Genomic DNA, 17,871 nt, shown 5'->3' with positions numbered 1-17,871 from the left:
TGCCGCCTGGCACCCGCGGGACACGAGGCCTGGATTTGTTCTGAATTCAGAACAAGGCCTTTCGGGTGGTCCGGCGGCCAGGTTCAGGAAAATAAACGTGCCAGGCCAAAGGCAGCCGACGCGGCCAGGCCACCGATCACCACCGTCTGGACCGCGCCGCGGAAGGGCCGGGCGCCGGTGTAGCGGCCCTTGATGTAACCGAAGATTCCCAGCGCGATCAAGGTCACGACCACCGAAAGGCCGAGCGCAGAGTGCGCGCGCTCGAGGAGCATGTACGGCGCAAGGGGAATGATGCCGCCGGCGATGTAGGAGCCGGCGATGGTGGAAGCGCTGGTCAGAGCGCGGCGGGGGTCGGGTTTTTCCAGACCGAGCTCGAAGCGCATCATGAAATCGATCCACGCCTTGGGACGCTTGGCCATGGCGGAGACCACCGGGCGCGCCTCTTCGTCGCTCATGCCGTAGGTCTTTAGGATCTCCACCACCTCCCGCTGTTCTTCGTCAGGAAGCTCGACGATCTCGCGTTCTTCACGGGTTCGCTCGCTTTCGTAATGTTCGGCGTCGGAGCGTGCGGCGAGATATCCGCCCAGCCCCATGGCGATGGAGCCGGCGGCGATCTCGGCCAGCCCAGCGATGACCACGACCCGGGTGCCGGTGACCGCGCCGGAAAGCCCGGCGGCCAGGGCGAAGGGCACGGTCAGGCCATCGGACATGCCGATGACGACGTCGCGGACGGTCTCGCCGCCGGTGAAGTGGCGCTCGATGTGCTCGTGGCGGGGGATGTGTTTCTTGTGGCGGGGCATCGGGGCTCCTGGTTTGCGATTGGTGATTATTGATTTGTGATTTTCGAAGCTCTGAGGGTTGGCGCAAATCACAAATCACAAATCGCCATTCCCAAATTCATGTCGCCAGGTCCGGGTGCGCTTCGATGTGGGCGAGCGCGGCGGCAGCCATGTCGCGTTCACCTTTATAGGACAGCAAATTGCTGGCTTCTGCGAGCGGGATCCACTCGGCGCGGCTGACCTCTTGGCGCATGGCGGGCGAGATGTTACCGATCTCCCCCGCTGAGTATTTCAACAAGTAGAAGCTGACTACCTTGAACACTTTTTCGCCATCCCCCCAGGAACGAACGTAAACATACTTGATGTCACCGAGCTTGCGAATGAGGATGGCTTCAATCCCGGTCTCCTCGCGGACTTCGCGGATGGCCGCCTGCTCGGGCTTTTCATCCTTGTCCACCAAGCCCTTGGGAAGAGCCAAGACGCCCTTGGTGGGCCTCTTGCCGGGACGCTGCCGGGGCCCTTTCCCGGCGGGTTCGATGGCAGCCATGTACCAACCCCCGCGCATGTGCCGCACGACCACTCCGCCCGACGAAACCTCACGCGCCACGGTTGCCTCCGGACATCCGCCGCATGGTTACTTTCGATTGCGACGGCAGCCTGCATGTTACTTTTTCGCTGGACGACATGAGGTATGCTGCACCATAAGGACAAGCTGCGGCATCCTACCAGATGATGGAAAACACCCGGGTTCCGGGTGTTTGGGGGTGAGGGCCAAAGTGAACATCCTTGTACGATTGGGGCGATCGGCGCGCGCATTCCATCGCGAGCTGACCCGCCCTGTCGAAGAATCGGCACCGAATCCGCAGAAGCGGCCCACGCTGGGCCTGGCGCTGGGCGGGGGATTCGCCCGCGGGATGGCCCACCTCGGCGTGCTGAAGGTCCTGGAAGAAGAACAGATCCCCATCGATTTCATCGCCGGCACCAGCGTAGGGGCGCTGGTCGGCGCTGCGTATTGCAGCGGCCTCTCCGCCCAGGAACTGGAAGAGATGGCGGGGCAGGTGCGCTTCCGCGACTTCGCCCGCTGGACAGTGTCGCGCCTCGGATTTGCCTCCACCGACCGCATGACCCCTCTGCTGCAGCGGTTGCTGAAAGTGAAGACCTTCGAGGAGCTGCGCATCCCGCTGGCGGTGACCGCGACCGACTTCCGTACCGGGGAGGGGGTGGTGTTCCGCAGCGGGCCGCTGATCGATCCGGTGCGCGCGAGTTGCGCCTATCCCGGCCTGTTCCTTCCTGTCGAGATCGACGGCCGGCTGCTTGTGGATGGGCTGCTGGCGCACGCGGTGCCGACCGCGCCGCTGCGAAAAAATGGCGCTAGCCACGTGATCGCGGTGTTCCTGCGATCCAACCTCATGGATGGCACCGACGGGCCGCGGCACGTCTTCGACGTCATCGGCCAGTGCTTCTCGATCGCGCAGGCGAACATGTCGGAGATCTGGCAAAAAGACGCCGACCTCGTGCTCGAGCCGGACGTGGCGGGATTCCCCTACGATTGCTTCGACCGCTCCCGGGAACTGGTGAAGATCGGGGAGAAAGTGGCGCGCGAGGCGCTGCCCGCGATCCGGCAGTGGTCTCCTCCCAAGCCTCGGCCGGTCCACATGCCCGCGGGCCGGGTGCAGCCGGCGGCACTGTAGTTTTGGTCATGGCACCCAAAAAAGATGCAGTCGCATATCGTTGACCGAGCTATACACCCCGGTTAAACTACGTGCGTTCCCTTAGATTCCCTCCTCAGGACCGTGGATGAAAAGCTATCGCTCCGCCCGCGACGTACTCGCAGCCGTTGAGCGAGCCATTGCCGGCGATAAGCCGGTACAGCACACGAAGACGCTCCAGGAAATCACCCGCATCCTCCACGATGATCGCCATTATTTCTGGGTCGGCATTTATCTGGTCATGGGAAAGCAGGCGGTACGTGCGGCGTTCCGTGGGCCGGAGGCGGAGCAGGAGCCGTGCGCGTCGATCGCGCTGGGACGCGGCAACGTGGGCTCGGCGGCGCAGGACGGCAGGGTGCGCGTCGTCCCCGACGTGAGCGCCGACCAGGCTTACCTCCGCTGCTTCCATGAAACCACGTCCGAGATCGCGACGCCCATCAAGATCGCGGGGCGCGTGATCGGCGTGCTGGACGCGGAAAGCGACCAGATGGACGCATTCGGCGGCGAAGACCGCGTGCTGTTGAAAAACGTGGCCGGAAAGCTGGCGCTGTTCCTGACCGGCAAAGGCAAGTACATCGTGCGCAAGTTCCGCGAAGGCAGCGCGCAGCCCGCCGAGGTCCGCGGCTACCAGCCGAGTTCGGAAAGGCCCATGGAGCGCTCCCGCAAAGTGGCGGCAGGAGAGAATCCCCGGTAATGACAAATCGAACTGCGTCGGTAGATGAGCTGAAGCGCATCGCCAACCGCATGCGCATCGACATCGTGAAGATGATCGGCGCCGCCGGAAGCGGGCATCCGGGCGGGTCGCTGTCGGCCGTAGAGGTCCTGACCGCGCTCTATTTTGGCGGCGTGCTGCGGCACGACCCGAAGAACCCGCAGTGGCCGGACCGCGACCGCTTCATCCTCTCCAAGGGGCACGGCTGTCCGGTGCTGTACGCCACCTACGCGGAGGCCGGCTACATCGACCCCGCGCTGTTGAGCACACTGCGCAAACTGGGCTCGCCGCTGCAAGGACACCCCGACAAGCGCATGCTGCCCATCCTCGAGGCTTCGACCGGCTCGCTGGGACAGGGCGTCTCCATCGGCATCGGCATGGCGCTGGCCGCGCGCCTGGACAAGAAGGACTTCCACACCTTCGTGATGATCGGCGACGGCGAGAGCCAGGAAGGGCAGATCTGGGAGGGAGCGATGTTCGCCGGCTTCCACAAGCTGTCGAACCTGACGGTCATCATCGATAACAACCGGCAGCAGCTCGACGACTTCACCGCGAAGATCCTGGACCTGTCGCCTCTGGCGGAGAAGTGGCTGGCGTTCGGCTGGAGCCCCATCGAGATCGACGGCAACGACATCAACCAGGTGCTGCCGGCGCTGCAGGAAGCGCGCGCCGCCACCGGCAAGCCTACGGTCATCATCGCCAACACGACCAAGGGCAAGGGCGTCTCCTTCATGGAGAACAACATCAAGTGGCACGGCGTGGCACCCAAGCCGGAGGAAGTGGAAGCCGCCGTGAAAGAGCTGGAAGCGGTCGGACGGCAATTGCAGGCAGCAGGATAGCGGAGGCGACGTGGAAGCGAGCGCAGCGGCGGTGTCCGCGGGATCCCGCACAACCATGAAAGCGACGCCCAACAAGTTCGAGCTGAAGATGGGCCTGGCGACGCGCGAAGCTTACGGGCAGGCGCTGGCCGAGCTGGGCGCAAACAACCCGAACGTGGTGGCGCTCGACGCCGACCTGGCAAAATCCACCTTCAGCGCCAAGTTCGCGGAGAAGTTCCCCGACAGGTTCTATACTGCCGGCATCGCCGAGGCGAACATGGTGGGCATCGCCAGCGGGCTGGCGCTCGCCGGCAAGATCCCCTTCGCTTCGTCGTTTGCCGTCTTTTTGTGCGACAAGGCGTATGACCAGCTCCGCATGTGCGTCGCCTATCCAAGAGTGAATGCGAAATTCGTGGGCTCGCACGGCGGCATCTCCATCGGGGAAGACGGCCCCAGCCAGCAGTCGGTGGAGGATTTCGCGCTCATGTGCGCCCTCCCTGGCTTCGTGGTCATGCATCCGGCGGATGAGTTTTCGGCGCGGGCGCTGGTGCATCGCATGGCCGAGTGGAACGGTCCGGCATACATGCGCACGGGACGTGCCAAGGCGCCGATCATTTACGGCCCGAACGACACCTTCGAGATCGGAAAAGCCAAGGTGCACGGCCCGGGCCGCGACGTGGCCATCATCGCCTGCGGTTTCGAGGTCGGCTATGCGTTGCAGGCCCAAGCGCAGCTCGAGGAAGAGGGAATCGCTGCGCGTGTCGTGGACATGCACACCATCAAGCCGATCGACGATGAGGCGGTGGCCAAGGCAGCAAGCGAGTGCGGAGCCATCGTGACCGCGGAAGAGCACCTGCTCGACGGCGGGCTCGGGTCGCGGGTGGCCCGCTCCGCCGCGAAGTCGCACCCGGTGCCCATGGAGTTCGTCGGCATCCAGAACACGTACGCGGAATCGGGCACGCCCGATCAGCTCATGAACAAGTACGGGCTCACTGCGCCCTACATCGTCGAGGCGGTCAAACGCGTGCTGAAGCGCAAGTAGCTACTTGAGCCGCAGGGTCTCGGCGGCGTCTTTGAGGATGCCGAGACGCTTGTCCCCCGGAGCCCAGAGAAAAATATGGACTTGGTCGACGGCGGCCCCGCCAGCCTTTTCTTTTTCACTCGTGAATAGGCCGGTGATCAGGGTCTCCATGCGCAGCAGCGTGCGGTCGGACCGCTCGTCTTCCCAGGCGTACCAGGCGATTTTCCGGCCGGCGATCGTGCCCGACATGGTGCGCGCATCCTGCGGCGGAGAAAAATTGGGCGCGTGTCCAACATAAATGCCCATCCCATCCTTCGGTGGATCCCCATGTTCCGTTTTCGCGCGCTGGATGTAGAAGACGTCAAAGTCCGCCCCTTTGCGCGCCTCGATGTTGTACTCCGGCGGAACGTCGATCAGCAGCGCGGGCGCGCCGCTGGGCACGAGTTCGTGCCCCGCGCTCGTGGTCGGCTTCTGCCTGTTGCAGGCGGACAGACACGTGCCGAGAGATACGAAGCACGCGAGCGCGAGGATGCTGCGGCGCAGGGCAGTCATGTTCAGGATTGTAGCGGCTTCGCCGCCTAGTTCAGCTCGCGCAATTCCGGACGGAAAAAGTAAAGCGCAAGCGTTCCGATCAGCGCCACGCTGCACATGCCGGCGATGGCGTAGGACGCAGTCACAGCGCCGGCGAGCGAACCGGCGATCAGGCTTCCCACCGGCGCAAATCCAAGAAAGGCCATGGTGTAGATGCTCATCACGCGGCCGCGCATCTCCTCGGCCGAGAGGTGCTGGAGCAGCGTGTTGACGATGGCCACCATGAGGATGGCGGAATATCCCGCGACCACCAGGAGAGCGGAAGAAAGATAGAAGTTGCGGGAGAAGGTGAACAGGATCACGGCGATGAAGAAAGCGGAACCGGAGGAGACGAGCAGGCGTCCGCGGCGGTGGACGCCGGTCACCCCCAGGTACGCCACCGTGGTGGCGGCGCCCAGCGATCCGAAGCCCGAGAACGCCAGCAGCAGCCCCAGTCCGCGCGGGCCGACGTGCAGGATGTCGCGCGCGAAGTAAGGCATGAACATCAGGTAGGGGATGCCGAAGATGCTGGCCAGCGCCACGAGGGAGAGGAGTGCCGACATCTGGCGGTGGTCGAGCACGTAGCGGAAGCCGTCGGCGAGGCGCTGCCACATGGTGGCGCTGGAGTCGTCAAACTCCGGCGTGGGCATGCGCATGCGCAGCAGTACCAGCAGCAATGCGAGAAAACTGATCCCGTTGAGCAGGAAATTGGTGCTCACCCCCAGCCACGCCATCACGAATCCGCCGATGCTGGGGCCGATGATGCGCGACAAGTTGAACTGCGCCGAGTTCAGGCCGATGGCATTGGTCAGGTCTTCGCGGGGCACGAGCTGCGGCACCAGCGCCTGATAGCTGGGCATGTTCAGCGACATGGCGATGCCGGTGGCGAAGGCCAGCAGTACAATCTCCGGCACGTTGATGACCTTCGCGTACGACAGCGCGGCCAGGATGAAGGCGAAGAGCATCATGGCGGACTGGGTGCGGATCATCATGCTGCGGCGGTCGACGCGGTCGGCGATGACACCGCCGATGAGCGAGAACATCAGCATCGGGGCCGACGCGGCGAATCCCACCACGCCCAGCCAGAACGCCGAGTTCGAAAGTTCCAGCACCAGCCAGCCCTGGGCGACGTTCTGCATCCAGGTGCCGATATTCGAGAGGAAGTTGCCGAGCCAGAAGTAGCGGTAGTCGGGATTGCGCAACGCGCGCAGGACGCGCGGCATCTCGATGGCAGCGGGAGCGACCTGCGGCGCGACCGTTTCTTCGACCGCGACCGCCTGGAGCGCCTGCCCGTGGTCCTCGGCGGCGGGGCGCGCGGACGGGCCGGAGGATTTTCCATCTCGGATGTCGGGGCCGGACACGCGCGCTTTGTCTCCTGTTCCTCGTAGTGTAAATTGTCGGCTTGACTCTCCCAACCGAATGCGGCGCTGACGGAGGGATCGGTTGAACCGGATCACAGGCTTTTCCCTGGCCGCCATCCTTCTGCTGTCCACTACCTCCGCGAAGCAAGCTTCCACCCAGGCGCAGGAAAGCGCCCGGCCTGCGATGCTCGGCTTCCTGGATCCCGCGCGCGAGGCGGAGATCGACCGGCGGTTCCTGGCAGTGCCGGACCCGGGACTAGCGGAAGAGCACTTGCGGGTCTTGGCCTCCGCGCCGCACGTCGCCGGTACTCCCGAGGACCGCAAGACCGCAGACTACGTGGCGCAGAAATTCCGCGAGGCCGGTCTCGAGACCGAGATCGTCGAGTACAAGGTCTGGCTGCCGTTTCCGACCGAAGTGCGGGTGGACGTGGTCGCGCCGAAGGGCGTCGTCATGCACGGCCCCACGCGGGAACGCACCGACGACGACGCCTACCAGGCCGATCCGCGCGTGATCGCCGCGTTCAATGCGTACGCGCCCTCGGGCGACGTCGAGGCCGACGTCGTGTACGCGAACTACGGACGTCCCGAGGACTTCGACACTCTGGCCCAGATGAATGTGGACGTCCGCGGCAAGATCGTGCTGGTGCGATACGGAGAAACGTACCGCGGCGTGAAGCCTTTCGTAGCCCAGCAGCGCGGTGCGGCGGGCGTCATCATTTATTCCGATCCGCAGCAGGACGGATACTTCCGTGGCGACACCTACCCCAAGGGGCCGTGGCGGCCGCCGACAAGCGTGCAGCGCGGATCCATCGGATACATGTTCGAGTTTCCCGGCGATCCGACGACGCCAGGCATCGCTTCGCTGCCGTCACTGGCGGCGAGCCAACGGACCGCGCCGCAGCGGTCGGCGGAAATGCCGAAGATCCCCGCCACGCCGCTGTCTGCGGAGGATGCGGCGCCCATCCTGCAAAATCTCGCGGGGTCCGAGTCTCCGCGCGCCTGGCAAGGAGGGCTGCCCTTCACTTATCACGTGGGTCCGGGGCCGGCACGGGTGCGCATCCACCTCAAGCACGACGACGCGTACCGCAGCATTTGGAACGTGATCGGAACGGTGCGGGGCAGCGAGTTCCCGGATGAGTGGGTGATCGCGGGAAATCATCGCGACGCCTGGGCCTACGGCGCCGTGGACCCGAGCAGCGGCACGGCGGCGATGCTGGAGGCGGTGCACGGCATCGGCGCTCTGCTGAAGTCCGGCTGGCGTCCGAAGCGCACGATTGTCTTCGGCAGTTGGGACGCAGAGGAGTGGGGGCTGATCGGTTCCGTCGAGTGGGTGGAGCAGCACGAGGCGGAACTGGCGAGCGGGGTCGCGTACCTCAACATGGACACCGCCGTTTCAGGGCCGCGTTTCGGGGCATCGGCGGTGCCGACCCTGAAGGAATTCCTGCGCGACATCGCCAAGATCGTGCCCGCGGCGGATGGACAAGGCACGGTCTACGACGCCTGGCAGCGCACGCGGCAGACTCCGGCGAAGATGCCCGAGCCCCAGGTGTCGGGAGGCACGCAGCGCCTCCCCGTGGTGCAGTTGAAGGACGATGTCCCGGTGGGCGACCTGGGTAGCGGCTCCGACTACACGCCGTTCCTCCAGCACATGGGGATGCCGGCGACCGACATCACCTCGTCCGGGTCGTACGGCGTGTATCACTCGGTATTCGACAACCTGGCGTGGTTCAGGAAATTCGGTGACCCGGAGTTCCGCTACGAGCAGCAGATGGCCCGCATCTTCGGTCTCGAGGCCGTGCACCTGGCAGATGCCGACGTCCTCCCCTTCGAGTACGAGAGTTATGGCCGCGAGATCGAGGCCTACATCCAGGTGATGCGGAAGCGAGCGGAGGCCGAATTCGGAGCGAGGGCACCAGCCCTTGCGGCGGCGGCAGCGGCGGCAAGGCGATTCACCGAGGCGGGTGCTGCGATCGCGGCGCTGCAACAAAAGCCAGGGAACAACGTCCGGGACCTGAACCGCGCGCTGCGCGAGGCGGAGCGCGCCTTACTGCTTCCCGGCGGCCTGCCGCAACGGGCGTGGTTCCGTCACGCAATCTATGCTCCGGGGCGGCTGACGGGATACGCTGCGGCGGTGCTTCCCGGGGTCGGCGACGCCCTTGAATCGCACGATGCCGCCCAGGCTCAGCGCCAGGCTGCGGCCCTGGCCGAGGCCCTGAACCGGGCTGCCGCCGTGCTGGAAAAATCCCGATGACAGTTTCCACAAAAGCAAAGGCCGCGCACCCGCGCGGCCTTCACAATTCCTAGCTACTAACTACCAGCTGCTAGCTACTTCGTCCCGGCGATCTTTGTCACCAACTCCGAATAGTCCTTTTTCTCCAGGCCATGGACCTGCTTGTTGTACTCGTCCACCTTTGAGGAGTAGTTCATAGAGCAGAATTTCGGCCCGCACATGGAGCAGAAGGCCGCCTCTTTGTAGAACTGGTCGGGCAGGGTCTCGTCGTGCATGGCGCGCGCCGTTTCCGGATCGAGGGAGAGCGCGAACTGCTTCTCCCAGTCGAAGGTGTAGCGCGCGTAGCTGAGGGCGTTGTCGCGGTCCTGGACGCCGGGCCGGTGCCGCGCCAGGTCGGCGGCGTGGGCGGCAATCTTGTAGGCGATGATGCCGTCCTTCACGTCTTTCTCGTTGGGCAGGCCGAGGTGTTCCTTGGGCGTGACGTAGCACAGCATCGACGCGCCATACCAGCCGATCATAGCCGCGCCAATGGCCGAGGTGATGTGGTCGTAGCCGGGCGCGATGTCAGTGACCAGCGGGCCGAGGGTGTAGAAGGGCGCCTCGTAGCACCACTCGATCTCTTTGTCGACCTGTTCCTTGATCTTGTCGAGCGGCACGTGGCCGGGGCCTTCGATCATGACCTGGACGTCGTGCTTCCAGGCGATCCGGGTCAGATCGCCCAGCGACCTCAGTTCGGCGAACTGGGCCTCGTCGCTGGCATCGGCGATGCAGCCGGGCCGCAGCCCGTCGCCAAGGGAGAACGAGACGTCGTACTTCTTGAAGATCTTGCAGATGTCCTCGAAGCGGTCGTAGAGGAAGTTCTGCTTGTGGTGGTGCGCCATCCACTGCGCCAGGATGGCGCCCCCGCGGCTGACGATGCCGGTGATGCGGTTCGCCACCAACGGCAGGTACTGGATGAGCACGCCGGCATGGATGGTCATGTAGTCCACGCCCTGCGCCGCCTGCTCCTCGATCACCTCGAGCATGATGTCGGCGGTCAGGTCCTCCAGGCGCTTCACGCGCGCGATGGCTTCGTAGATCGGAACCGTGCCGATGGGCACCGGCGAGTGCCGCAGGATGGCGTTGCGAATCTCGGGGATGTCGCCACCGGTGGAGAGGTCCATCACCGTGTCGGCGCCGTAGTGCACCGAAGTGTGCAGCTTCTTCAGCTCCTCCTCGATGTTGGAAGTCACAGCGGAATTGCCGATGTTGGAGTTGATCTTGCACAGCGAGGCTACGCCGATGCACATGGGCTCCAGCTCGGGATGGTTGATATTGGCGGGGATGATCATGCGGCCGCGCGCCACTTCATCGCGCACCAGCTCCGGCGTCAGGCGCTCGCGCTTCGCCACGTACTCCATCTCTTCGGTCACCACGCCCTGCCGGGCGTAGTGCATCTGGGAAAAATTGCCGTCCTTGTTGCCGGCCTTGCGGCGCACGATCCACTCCGCGCGCGGCTTGGGGACACCATGGCTGTTCCCGTTGCTGCCGTTGCTTCCGCTCATACGTGGGATCCCTCTTCTCCCCCTAGAATCCATTATTATACGGCGGCGTTGTGTCTGGGGTCACAAACGATTGAGCCTGCTTCGGACGGAACCCTTTCCGGCTCTAACGGGAGTGGGAGCGTCGCGCATCACAGTGGACGGATGTGCCCACGTCGGGCGGGTGGCAGGGCGTGCGCCTTGACCCTGCGGGGTTGCGAAACGTACAGTTGAACGAGGATATGGGGAGTTCCAGCAACAAATTCGTGAAGTTCGGCGCAGCGATCGGCGTCATCGTGGTAGCGCTCGCGTATCTCGCCTTTACCGGAGTGCAGCAGAGCAAGAGCTACTACGTCACCATCAAAGAACTGAACAAGATGGGTGACGACGCCTACAAGAAGCGGCTGCGTGTTGCCGGCAACGTCGCGCCCGGCTCCATCAAGCGCCGCGGCACGCACGTCGAGTTCAGCCTCGAGGAAGAGGGGAAACTTCTGGCGGTCGAGTACACCGGCACCGAAGCCCCGCCCGACACGTTCGTGGACAATTCCCAGGCGCTGGCTGAGGGCACCTTCGGCCACGACGGCGTTTTCCACGCCAAGATGCTCCAGGCCAAATGCGCCTCGAAATACACGCCCAAGAAGGACGGCCAGACGGCCCCCGCGGGCAACACCGCGCCCATCAACACCACCCAGGACACCCGCCCGGCCGAGGGCAACCGGGCCACACCTTAAGCTCCGAGGCACGAGCTGGTCACCGGCGCCATTCCGCGCATCGTTCTCGATAAAGTCACCAAGGTATTTGAACGATTTGCGGCGCTGCGCGAGGTGAGCGCCACCTTCGATGCCAGCCGCCTGTACGCCATCTTCGGCGACAACGGGGCGGGGAAGAGCACCCTGCTGCGCGTCATCAGCGGGCTGGCGCGCCCGACCAGCGGGACGGTCACCATGCTCGGCTCTTCAGATCTGCGATCGGTACTGGCCGATGTCGGATACATGGCGCACGCGCCGTTGCTCTACGACGAGATGAGCGGCCTCGAGAACCTGCGCTACTTCGCCGGCCTGTATGGGCCGGCGGACGAAGTGAAGCTGCGTGAGGCCATCCGCACCGTCGGCCTCGACCCCGACCTCGACCGCTACGTCGGCCAGTACTCGCAGGGCATGCGCCAGCGGCTGTCGCTGGCGCGCGCCACGTTGAACGATCCCAAGGTCCTGTTGCTGGACGAGCCGTTCTCCAATCTCGATCCGCAATCGTCCAAGGCCATGGCCCGCCTGCTGGGGCAGATGCGCGACAGCGGCAAGACCGTCCTGGTCGTCACCCACCAGGCGGTGCACGTCGCCGACATCGCCGACGAATCGGTGTGGATGTCGGCCGGCAAGATCGCGGCACGCGAGCCCGGCATCCGCGCGGCGGAAGCGGTGGCGCAATCATGAGCACCGTCGCCGTTTTGCGCACCACGCTGGCCAAGGATCTCCGCCTGGAGTGGCGCTCCAAGGACGCCATCAACTCCATGTTGTTCTTCGCCCTGCTGGTGGTGGTGATCTTCAGCTTTTCTTTTGAGCCGACCTCGGAAGAGGCGCGACGCATCGCCGGCGGTCTGATGTGGGTGGCCTTTTTGTTCGCGGCGGTGGTGGCGCTCAACCAGACCTGGGCGCGCGAACTGCGCAACCAGGTGCTGGACGCCTACCGCGTCTCGCCCGCGCCCGGCGCGTCCTTGTTCCTCGCCAAGACCCTCGGCAACTTTATCTTCGTGATGGTGCTGGAGTGCCTGATGGCGCCGCTGTTCGTCGTTTTCTACAACCTGCGCAGCGTCGGTCCGGAATATCTGCTGGCACTCGACGCCGCACTGGGGACCTGGGCCCTGGTTGTGAACGGGACATTCTTCGCCGCCATGTCGCTGCGCACCCGGGCGCGCGAGATCATGCTGCCGCTACTCCTCTTTCCCATCTCGATCCCTGCGCTGCTGGCCATGGTCAGCGCCACCACGGCCACCCTCACCGGAGAATCCTCGCCCATTCTCGCGCTCGAGTTCCTGGCGGTCTATGACCTTGTTTTCACCATCATCTGCCTGCTACTGTTCGATACGGTGTTGCACGCCGAATGAGAACCGTATTCATTGTTTGTTCGCTGATCGTATTCGCTCTGCTTTCCTACGGACTTCAGCAGGCCCTGGTTGCCGCCCCGACCGAAGCCACGATGGGCGACGTCCAGCGCATCTTCTACTACCACGTGCCTTCGGCCTGGACGGCGTTTCTGTGCTTCATCGCTAACTTCATCGCCTCGATCGTCTACCTGGCAAACCGCAACGAGAAGCTCGACGCCTTCGCCCTCTCGGCAGCGGAAGTGGGCGTGGTCTTCTGCACCGTGGTGCTTCTGACCGGGCCCATCTGGGCGCGGCCGGTGTGGGGCATCTGGTGGACCTGGGACGCGCGCCTGACCTCCACCCTGGTCCTGTGGCTGATCTACGTCAGCTACCTGATGCTGCGCCGCTACGCCACCGGGAGCCAGACCGGGGTACTGGCGGCGGCGCTGGCCGTATTCGGCTTCCTGGACGTGCTCTTCGTATACATGGCGATCCGCTGGTTCCGCACCCAGCATCCGCAGCCGGTGGTGGGCGGCAGCCAGGGATCGGGGATCGATCCCAGCATGCTCCACGCCCTGCTGATGAATTTCCTGGCCTTCGCCGCCTACGCGGCCATGCTCTTGTGGCTGCGCTACAAGCTGGAACGCACCCGCCATATGGTGGAAGCGGCGCACGTGGCGCAGGCCATCGCGGGAGGCGCGCGATGAACAAGCTGTACTTCCTTTATGCCGCCTACGTCGTCACCTGGGTGGTGCACATCTCCTATCTCCTGATCCTGGGACGCAAGGCTGCACGCTTGCGGCGGGAGATCGAAGACCTGAAGCGCTAGGCATGACCTCCGGGACGCGCGCGGTCCTGCGCATCATTGCCATCGCTCTCTTTATCTTCTTCCTTGGCTTCCTCGGGCTGTCAGTTCCTCTGTATTGGGGGCAGTATAGGATCCTGCGCACCTGGCCGGCGGCGGAGGGCGAGGTCGTCGGCAGCCGTGTGCTGACACGGGGGACCCCGAGTGGGCCGCTCAACGACATCGAAGTGCAGTTCGCGTACGCAGTGAGCGGGCGGCCGCAGATTGGCGTCATCCACTCCAACCACCTGAGCACCAGCCACGCGCGCAAGGAGAAACAGGCAGCGCAGTTTCCCGTCGGCAGCCGCCACTCCATCCGCTACAACCCCGCCGACCCGCGCGATATCCGGGCGCAGGTGGGCTACAACATGCACTTCTTCGCCGTCCCCATCTTCGTCAGCGGAGTGGGTGCGATCTTTGTTGTGATCAGTCTGGTGATCTGGCTTTTTTCTTCCCGAAACCGCTAGCTGCCAGAAACAGACTGGACGCTCCGCTATCGTGTTGCTGAAGCGGACGGGAGATCCGGGACGCCATACCTACTCGTGAGATGCTTTCTCGCCGCGACAGGTTCCGCCCTTCCGCCGCGGGCGCAAACAAAAATCCCCCGAGCCACCGGGGGATCAAACAGGCAAAGATGCAGACTATTTCTTGGTGTCGTCCTTCTTCTCGGTCTTTGCGTCCGCCTTTGCGTCTGTCTTGGTGCCGGTCTTGGTGCCGGTCTTGGTACCGGTCTTGGCGCCGGTCTTCGTTCCAGTCTTGGCGCCCGTCGTGTCAGCCTTGGCGACAGTCTTGGTGCCAGTCTTGGCGCCAGTCTTGGCGCCTGTCTTGGTGCCAGTCTTGGTGCCTGTCTTGGCGCCTGTCTTCGTTCCAGTCTTGGCGCCTGTCGTGTCAGCCTTGGCGTCAGTCTTGGCCGCAGTCTTTGCGTCCTTCTTCTCATCCTTCTTGGGCTCGTCGGCGAACGCCGGAGCGGAGAGAGTGATGGCCAAAGCCAGTGTGAACAACATAGTTAAGAACTTCCTCATACGTGTGCAATCCTCCTTGAGAGCTAGCTCCCCAGAAATGCCCAGACAGTTCAGCCCGCGGGCGGGGACAGCGACAGAACCTGATTGTCCGGGAGCGGGCAGCAAGTTACGCCCCGGGCGCGCCGCCGTCAAGGAGAAACAGGGAAAAGCCATGCCCAGGCGCCGATTACTGGCGGTTGGTAACCTTGAAGATAACCGCCTCCAACTCGCTTTCCTTGTCCTTTTCCGAATTGAAGGTCACGCTTTTCCCGAGGTAGGGGTTATTGAGCGTCATCTCTCGTATGTAGTAGGTGTAACTGCCGTCGCCGTTGTCCATCTTGACCCCGCGCACGCCGCTGGCTAAGTACGGGATCCCGCGCCATAGCACAATGAAGGGGCGGTTTTTCTGGATGCTTTCAACCACACCCGCGCCGCTCGGCGCGCCCACGATGGACTGGACCCGGATCTTCGACCCGTCGTCCAGTGCGTAATCGCCATCGATCGAGCTGGCAAGCCCGGATGCGGAAGGAAGCGAACTCAAACACCGCCCCGTTCCCCAAGTCTTGTCCACCCAGTATGCAGCGTCGAAGGGCACGCCTTGGGAGCCGAGAGTGGCTGCGACGACCTCACCCCAGCCCCAATCCGCGCATTGGTCTTTCTGGGGCGGCTTCTTGCTCTTGGGGGCGGTCGGGGCCGGGGACTTGGTTTCGCCCTCAGCGGTGCCTGTGTCCGGCTTCTCCGGCTTCGACGCTTCGCCGACCGTGCTGATGCCGCCGCTGAGGCCTTCCAGGTCGTCGTTGGTGTACACCTTCGCGGGCTTTTTCTGGGGATTCGCCTGTTGCTGTTGCTGCTGCTGTGCGATCGCGCCCGGAGCCAGCAAGGCGCAGAACAATATCGAGGCAAGCGCGGCTTTCATGTGTCGCTCCTGATCGCCACCGTCGTAGCCGTTCCGACGGCGGCGGAAATCCTAGGGCTGCCTGAACTTTAGGACGGCGGGCCGAACGCGTCAAGGCAATCCGTCCGCCCACCAGGGCGGAGGATGGCTGCGACGAACGTCACAACGTTGCGTGACGGCACTCACGGGAGCCTACCCATCTCCTGGCCTAGAATGTGCGCTGCAGGACTTCCGCCATGGGCGCCGCCGTAAAGTCCCCCGGCAACTCCCCGCCGATCAAGAGCGCGGCGTGGAACACTGGGAAGTCCTGATCAATGCTGCTGTACCTGTCATCTGGAGGAGACGTGAGAAATCATCAACGACTGTTCGCTGTTCTGCTCGGCCTGACGTTCGTCTTCGTGGCTTGCTCCACACTGGTCGCGGAGGAGAAAAAGGCCCCCAAGGACACCTACGTCCTGAAGGCGCCCATGGGCGGAGTAAAGTTCCAGCACAAGGCGCACGCGACGGATCGCAACATCAAGTGCGACACCTGTCACCATGCGTCCAAACCCGAAAAAGCGTCGAAGGCGGCGCAGGAAGCCTGCGGCGACTGCCACACCTCGACGGCAACCGCACCCATGAAGACCAAACTCCAGGCGGCCTTCCACGATGCGACCGCCAAGAAGGGCACCTGCATTGACTGCCACGTGAAAGAAAACGCGGCGGGCAAGAAGGCGCCGGCGGCAGGCAAGTGCATGGAGTGCCACAAGAAAGATAACGTCTAGCAAATGGGAAGTGATCCCGCAGGGGCGCGCCAGCGCCCCTGATTTTTTCCACAAGAAAGATCCGCTTGGTTCCGCTCCAAGTCCTAGCGCCACTCCGAGGCGAGGATGGCGTAATTCTCCAGGTCGATGAAGCGGCCCCATTTTTCTATGTGCTCGCGGGAACAGCCTTCGTAGCGCATACCGAGCTTCCGCAAGACGAGTCCGGAGGGGGCGTTGTCCTTGAAGTGGTTGGCCCAGATGCGGTGCAGCTTCAACACGTCGAAGCCGTAGGCGAGGACGGCACGGGCGGCCTCGGTGGCATAGCCGCGTCCCCAGTAGGGCACGCCAATCCAGTATCCCAGCTCGGCTCGCGGATGTACCGGGTCGGGATGCAAGCCGACGGCGCCACAGAGCTCGCCGGTATCAAGCAGCGTGATGGCGAAGACCGCACCAAGTTCGTTGGCCGGACCAGTCTGCAGAGTGTCGAGGAACCTGTGCGCGTCTGCCTCGGTGTACGGATGCGGAATGCGCAGGGTCGTCGCAGCCACTTCGCGCGCGCCGGCCAGACGCACGATGTCTGGGATGTCCTGCCGGCGGAATGCACGCAGCAGAAGGCGCTCTGTGCGCAGCTCGGGAGTGGCGATCACAGCGGTGGCTCTATTGTCCTTTTTCGACCGGATAGCCTTTCGAGATCCAGTCTGCGCCGAAGTTATCGGCGATGTAGAGCACCTTGACGTTGGTGAACCCCATGCTCTGGAGTTCCTTGTAAGCTGGCCCCACGTTCGGACAGTGCGCCCAGGGACAGCAGCCGCAGTAGATCACGATGAGCTTTTTGCGTGAAAGGGCCTCCGCGCGCTTGCGCAACTGTTGGATCCCGCGCTCCTCGGAGCCCGCACCGGCGTACTCGGCGCTAGGAATATGTGCCTGCGCGTACAGAACGTGGAATCCCACCATGAGGACCAGGGGCTTTTCGCCCTTGGATGACTGAAGCAATTTGACCAGGTCCTCCGGGTTAATGAGGCGCGCGCTGTCGATTGCGTGCGCGTCCGAAGATGTTCTGGCCTGCTGCGCGTGCAGTTCCCACGCGCAGATCAGCGCCAGGGCCATCGCCGCAAAACAGATAAATGGATTCCTCATGCCATCCTTTCTGAAGCCTCACTATAAAGGACACCAAGGTACAAGAAGGAGGACACGAAGGAAAAGGGATCAGGCGGCGCAGAGTCCGGAGTCTGGCGCCGGGGAATGCTCCTGGCAGATGTGAAGGCTGAAAGCTGTGATCACGGCGCGGGGTGGAGCCGACTGAAAACGGGGCCGGCTCTGTGTCAGGGGAAGAGAATATCTCCAGAGACAGTGGCTGCACTTCCAGCCGACTGGGAGCTGGTTCAGGAATGCAGAGCAGACCAGCTTGCGCGGTTCCGGATCAGACGGGAGCATGTCATATTCTCCTCCGCCCGTTGAGCCGCGGCCGCACTCGCGCTCTCTTGCGCGGCCGGTCTTCAGTCTCGGTCCGGGGGCGGCCCGCCGGGACAGCATCGTCGGTATTCCAATACTGTTCGCCGGAAGATGGAACGGTGAAGATCCGCAGAGG

At 63.8% G+C, this 17,871-nt stretch carries 21 protein-coding genes; 12 read left to right on the top strand and 9 right to left on the bottom strand.

Annotated features, from left to right (window positions below):
• Nucleotides 1-83: 83 nt before the first annotated feature.
• Nucleotides 84-800: a VIT1/CCC1 transporter family protein gene (locus LAN37_02260; protein MBZ5646028.1), complete on the bottom strand. Its 717-nt coding sequence runs from the start codon at nt 798-800 to the stop codon at nt 84-86.
• A 97-nt stretch (nt 801-897) separates the two neighbouring features.
• Complete coding sequence (locus tag LAN37_02255) at nt 898-1,326, bottom strand: NUDIX domain-containing protein (GenBank protein ID MBZ5646027.1); 429 nt, start codon at nt 1,324-1,326, stop codon at nt 898-900.
• 229 nt (nt 1,327-1,555) lie between these two features.
• Between LAN37_02255 and LAN37_02250 the strand changes: the two genes are divergently transcribed.
• The 4 genes from LAN37_02250 (at nt 1,556) to LAN37_02235 (ending at nt 5,060) form a co-directional block, all read left to right on the top strand.
• Nucleotides 1,556-2,470: a patatin-like phospholipase family protein gene (locus LAN37_02250; protein MBZ5646026.1), complete on the top strand. Its 915-nt coding sequence runs from the start codon at nt 1,556-1,558 to the stop codon at nt 2,468-2,470.
• Nucleotides 2,471-2,576: 106 nt separating this feature from the next.
• Nucleotides 2,577-3,182 (top strand): GAF domain-containing protein, encoded by a 606-nt coding sequence (locus LAN37_02245; GenBank protein ID MBZ5646025.1) that lies wholly within the window; start codon nt 2,577-2,579, stop codon nt 3,180-3,182.
• A complete protein-coding gene (locus LAN37_02240; GenBank protein ID MBZ5646024.1) occupies nt 3,182-4,039 on the top strand; it encodes a transketolase in 858 nt (285 codons plus the stop codon). The genes LAN37_02245 and LAN37_02240 overlap by 1 nt, the downstream gene beginning before the upstream one ends.
• Nucleotides 4,040-4,094: 55 nt before the next feature.
• Nucleotides 4,095-5,060 carry a transketolase family protein gene (locus tag LAN37_02235; protein MBZ5646023.1) on the top strand — a complete coding sequence of 322 codons (966 nt, stop codon included), beginning with the start codon at nt 4,095-4,097 and terminating at the stop codon, nt 5,058-5,060.
• Here the strand turns inward: LAN37_02235 and LAN37_02230 are convergent, their stop codons facing one another.
• Nucleotides 5,061-5,591, bottom strand: a complete 531-nt coding sequence (locus tag LAN37_02230; GenBank protein MBZ5646022.1) for a hypothetical protein — start codon at nt 5,589-5,591, stop codon at nt 5,061-5,063.
• A 26-nt stretch (nt 5,592-5,617) separates the two neighbouring features.
• Nucleotides 5,618-6,970: an MFS transporter gene (locus LAN37_02225; protein ID MBZ5646021.1), complete on the bottom strand. Its 1,353-nt coding sequence runs from the start codon at nt 6,968-6,970 to the stop codon at nt 5,618-5,620.
• A 184-nt stretch (nt 6,971-7,154) separates the two neighbouring features.
• Between LAN37_02225 and LAN37_02220 the strand changes: the two genes are divergently transcribed.
• On the top strand, nt 7,155-9,221 hold the full coding sequence (locus tag LAN37_02220) for a M28 family metallopeptidase (protein MBZ5646020.1): 2,067 nt from the start codon (nt 7,155-7,157) through the stop codon (nt 9,219-9,221).
• Between the two features lie 74 nt (nt 9,222-9,295).
• Here LAN37_02220 and thiC read toward each other — a convergent pair whose 3' ends face one another.
• The gene (thiC, locus tag LAN37_02215) at nt 9,296-10,744 is read right to left on the bottom strand and encodes a phosphomethylpyrimidine synthase ThiC (GenBank protein ID MBZ5646019.1); all 1,449 of its coding nucleotides are present in this window, start codon (nt 10,742-10,744) and stop codon (nt 9,296-9,298) included.
• Nucleotides 10,745-10,962: 218 nt separating this feature from the next.
• On the opposite strand from thiC, the gene LAN37_02210 reads away from it, so the two are divergent.
• The 6 genes from LAN37_02210 to LAN37_02185 are packed head-to-tail and all read left to right on the top strand — an operon-like array spanning nt 10,963 to nt 14,111.
• A complete protein-coding gene (locus tag LAN37_02210; GenBank protein ID MBZ5646018.1) occupies nt 10,963-11,451 on the top strand; it encodes a cytochrome c maturation protein CcmE in 489 nt (162 codons plus the stop codon).
• Between the two features lie 15 nt (nt 11,452-11,466).
• Entirely contained in the window at nt 11,467-12,150 is a 684-nt protein-coding gene (locus tag LAN37_02205) for an ABC transporter ATP-binding protein (GenBank protein MBZ5646017.1), read from the top strand.
• The gene (locus LAN37_02200) at nt 12,147-12,821 is read left to right on the top strand and encodes a heme exporter protein CcmB (protein MBZ5646016.1); all 675 of its coding nucleotides are present in this window, start codon (nt 12,147-12,149) and stop codon (nt 12,819-12,821) included. The genes LAN37_02205 and LAN37_02200 overlap by 4 nt, the downstream gene beginning before the upstream one ends.
• Complete coding sequence (locus tag LAN37_02195) at nt 12,818-13,507, top strand: cytochrome c biogenesis protein (protein MBZ5646015.1); 690 nt, start codon at nt 12,818-12,820, stop codon at nt 13,505-13,507. The genes LAN37_02200 and LAN37_02195 overlap by 4 nt, the downstream gene beginning before the upstream one ends.
• Nucleotides 13,504-13,629 (top strand): CcmD family protein, encoded by a 126-nt coding sequence (locus LAN37_02190; GenBank protein MBZ5646014.1) that lies wholly within the window; start codon nt 13,504-13,506, stop codon nt 13,627-13,629. The genes LAN37_02195 and LAN37_02190 overlap by 4 nt, the downstream gene beginning before the upstream one ends.
• Nucleotides 13,630-13,631: 2 nt before the next feature.
• Nucleotides 13,632-14,111 carry a DUF3592 domain-containing protein gene (locus LAN37_02185; protein ID MBZ5646013.1) on the top strand — a complete coding sequence of 160 codons (480 nt, stop codon included), beginning with the start codon at nt 13,632-13,634 and terminating at the stop codon, nt 14,109-14,111.
• A gap of 174 nt (nt 14,112-14,285) precedes the next feature.
• Here LAN37_02185 and LAN37_02180 read toward each other — a convergent pair whose 3' ends face one another.
• A complete protein-coding gene (locus tag LAN37_02180) occupies nt 14,286-14,666 on the bottom strand; it encodes a hypothetical protein (GenBank protein MBZ5646012.1) in 381 nt (126 codons plus the stop codon).
• A 166-nt stretch (nt 14,667-14,832) separates the two neighbouring features.
• Nucleotides 14,833-15,561: a hypothetical protein gene (locus tag LAN37_02175; GenBank protein ID MBZ5646011.1), complete on the bottom strand. Its 729-nt coding sequence runs from the start codon at nt 15,559-15,561 to the stop codon at nt 14,833-14,835.
• Nucleotides 15,562-15,884: 323 nt separating this feature from the next.
• On the opposite strand from LAN37_02175, the gene LAN37_02170 reads away from it, so the two are divergent.
• On the top strand, nt 15,885-16,304 hold the full coding sequence (locus LAN37_02170) for a cytochrome c family protein (protein ID MBZ5646010.1): 420 nt from the start codon (nt 15,885-15,887) through the stop codon (nt 16,302-16,304).
• A gap of 83 nt (nt 16,305-16,387) precedes the next feature.
• Here LAN37_02170 and LAN37_02165 read toward each other — a convergent pair whose 3' ends face one another.
• On the bottom strand, nt 16,388-16,930 hold the full coding sequence (locus LAN37_02165) for a GNAT family N-acetyltransferase (GenBank protein ID MBZ5646009.1): 543 nt from the start codon (nt 16,928-16,930) through the stop codon (nt 16,388-16,390).
• Nucleotides 16,931-16,940: 10 nt separating this feature from the next.
• Nucleotides 16,941-17,420 (bottom strand): rhodanese-like domain-containing protein, encoded by a 480-nt coding sequence (locus LAN37_02160; protein MBZ5646008.1) that lies wholly within the window; start codon nt 17,418-17,420, stop codon nt 16,941-16,943.
• Nucleotides 17,421-17,871 lie beyond the last annotated feature (451 nt).

The organism is Terriglobia bacterium (assembly GCA_020073495.1).
GTDB lineage: Bacteria > Acidobacteriota > Terriglobia > Terriglobales > Acidobacteriaceae > JAIQFD01.
Note: the sequence above shows the minus strand (reverse complement) of the source record. Positions and strands in the feature narration are given on the sequence as shown.

Bases quoted from the DNA above. Each gene is read 5' to 3' on its own strand.
- LAN37_02180 (MBZ5646012.1), bottom strand. From the start codon at position 14,666: ATGAGGAAGTTCTTAACTATGTTGTTCACACTGGCTTTGGCCATCACT.
- LAN37_02175 (MBZ5646011.1), bottom strand. From the start codon at position 15,561: ATGAAAGCCGCGCTTGCCTCGATATTGTTCTGCGCCTTGCTGGCTCCG.
- LAN37_02230 (MBZ5646022.1), bottom strand. From the start codon at position 5,591: ATGACTGCCCTGCGCCGCAGCATCCTCGCGCTCGCGTGCTTCGTATCT.
- LAN37_02260 (MBZ5646028.1), bottom strand. From the start codon at position 800: ATGCCCCGCCACAAGAAACACATCCCCCGCCACGAGCACATCGAGCGC.
- LAN37_02240 (MBZ5646024.1), top strand. From the start codon at position 3,182: ATGACAAATCGAACTGCGTCGGTAGATGAGCTGAAGCGCATCGCCAAC.
- LAN37_02195 (MBZ5646015.1), top strand. From the start codon at position 12,818: ATGAGAACCGTATTCATTGTTTGTTCGCTGATCGTATTCGCTCTGCTT.
- LAN37_02245 (MBZ5646025.1), top strand. From the start codon at position 2,577: ATGAAAAGCTATCGCTCCGCCCGCGACGTACTCGCAGCCGTTGAGCGA.
- LAN37_02210 (MBZ5646018.1), top strand. From the start codon at position 10,963: ATGGGGAGTTCCAGCAACAAATTCGTGAAGTTCGGCGCAGCGATCGGC.
- thiC (MBZ5646019.1), bottom strand. From the start codon at position 10,744: ATGAGCGGAAGCAACGGCAGCAACGGGAACAGCCATGGTGTCCCCAAG.
- LAN37_02190 (MBZ5646014.1), top strand. From the start codon at position 13,504: ATGAACAAGCTGTACTTCCTTTATGCCGCCTACGTCGTCACCTGGGTG.
- LAN37_02235 (MBZ5646023.1), top strand. From the start codon at position 4,095: ATGAAAGCGACGCCCAACAAGTTCGAGCTGAAGATGGGCCTGGCGACG.
- LAN37_02185 (MBZ5646013.1), top strand. From the start codon at position 13,632: ATGACCTCCGGGACGCGCGCGGTCCTGCGCATCATTGCCATCGCTCTC.
- LAN37_02255 (MBZ5646027.1), bottom strand. From the start codon at position 1,326: ATGGCTGCCATCGAACCCGCCGGGAAAGGGCCCCGGCAGCGTCCCGGC.
- LAN37_02160 (MBZ5646008.1), bottom strand. From the start codon at position 17,420: ATGAGGAATCCATTTATCTGTTTTGCGGCGATGGCCCTGGCGCTGATC.
- LAN37_02220 (MBZ5646020.1), top strand. From the start codon at position 7,155: ATGCTCGGCTTCCTGGATCCCGCGCGCGAGGCGGAGATCGACCGGCGG.
- LAN37_02200 (MBZ5646016.1), top strand. From the start codon at position 12,147: ATGAGCACCGTCGCCGTTTTGCGCACCACGCTGGCCAAGGATCTCCGC.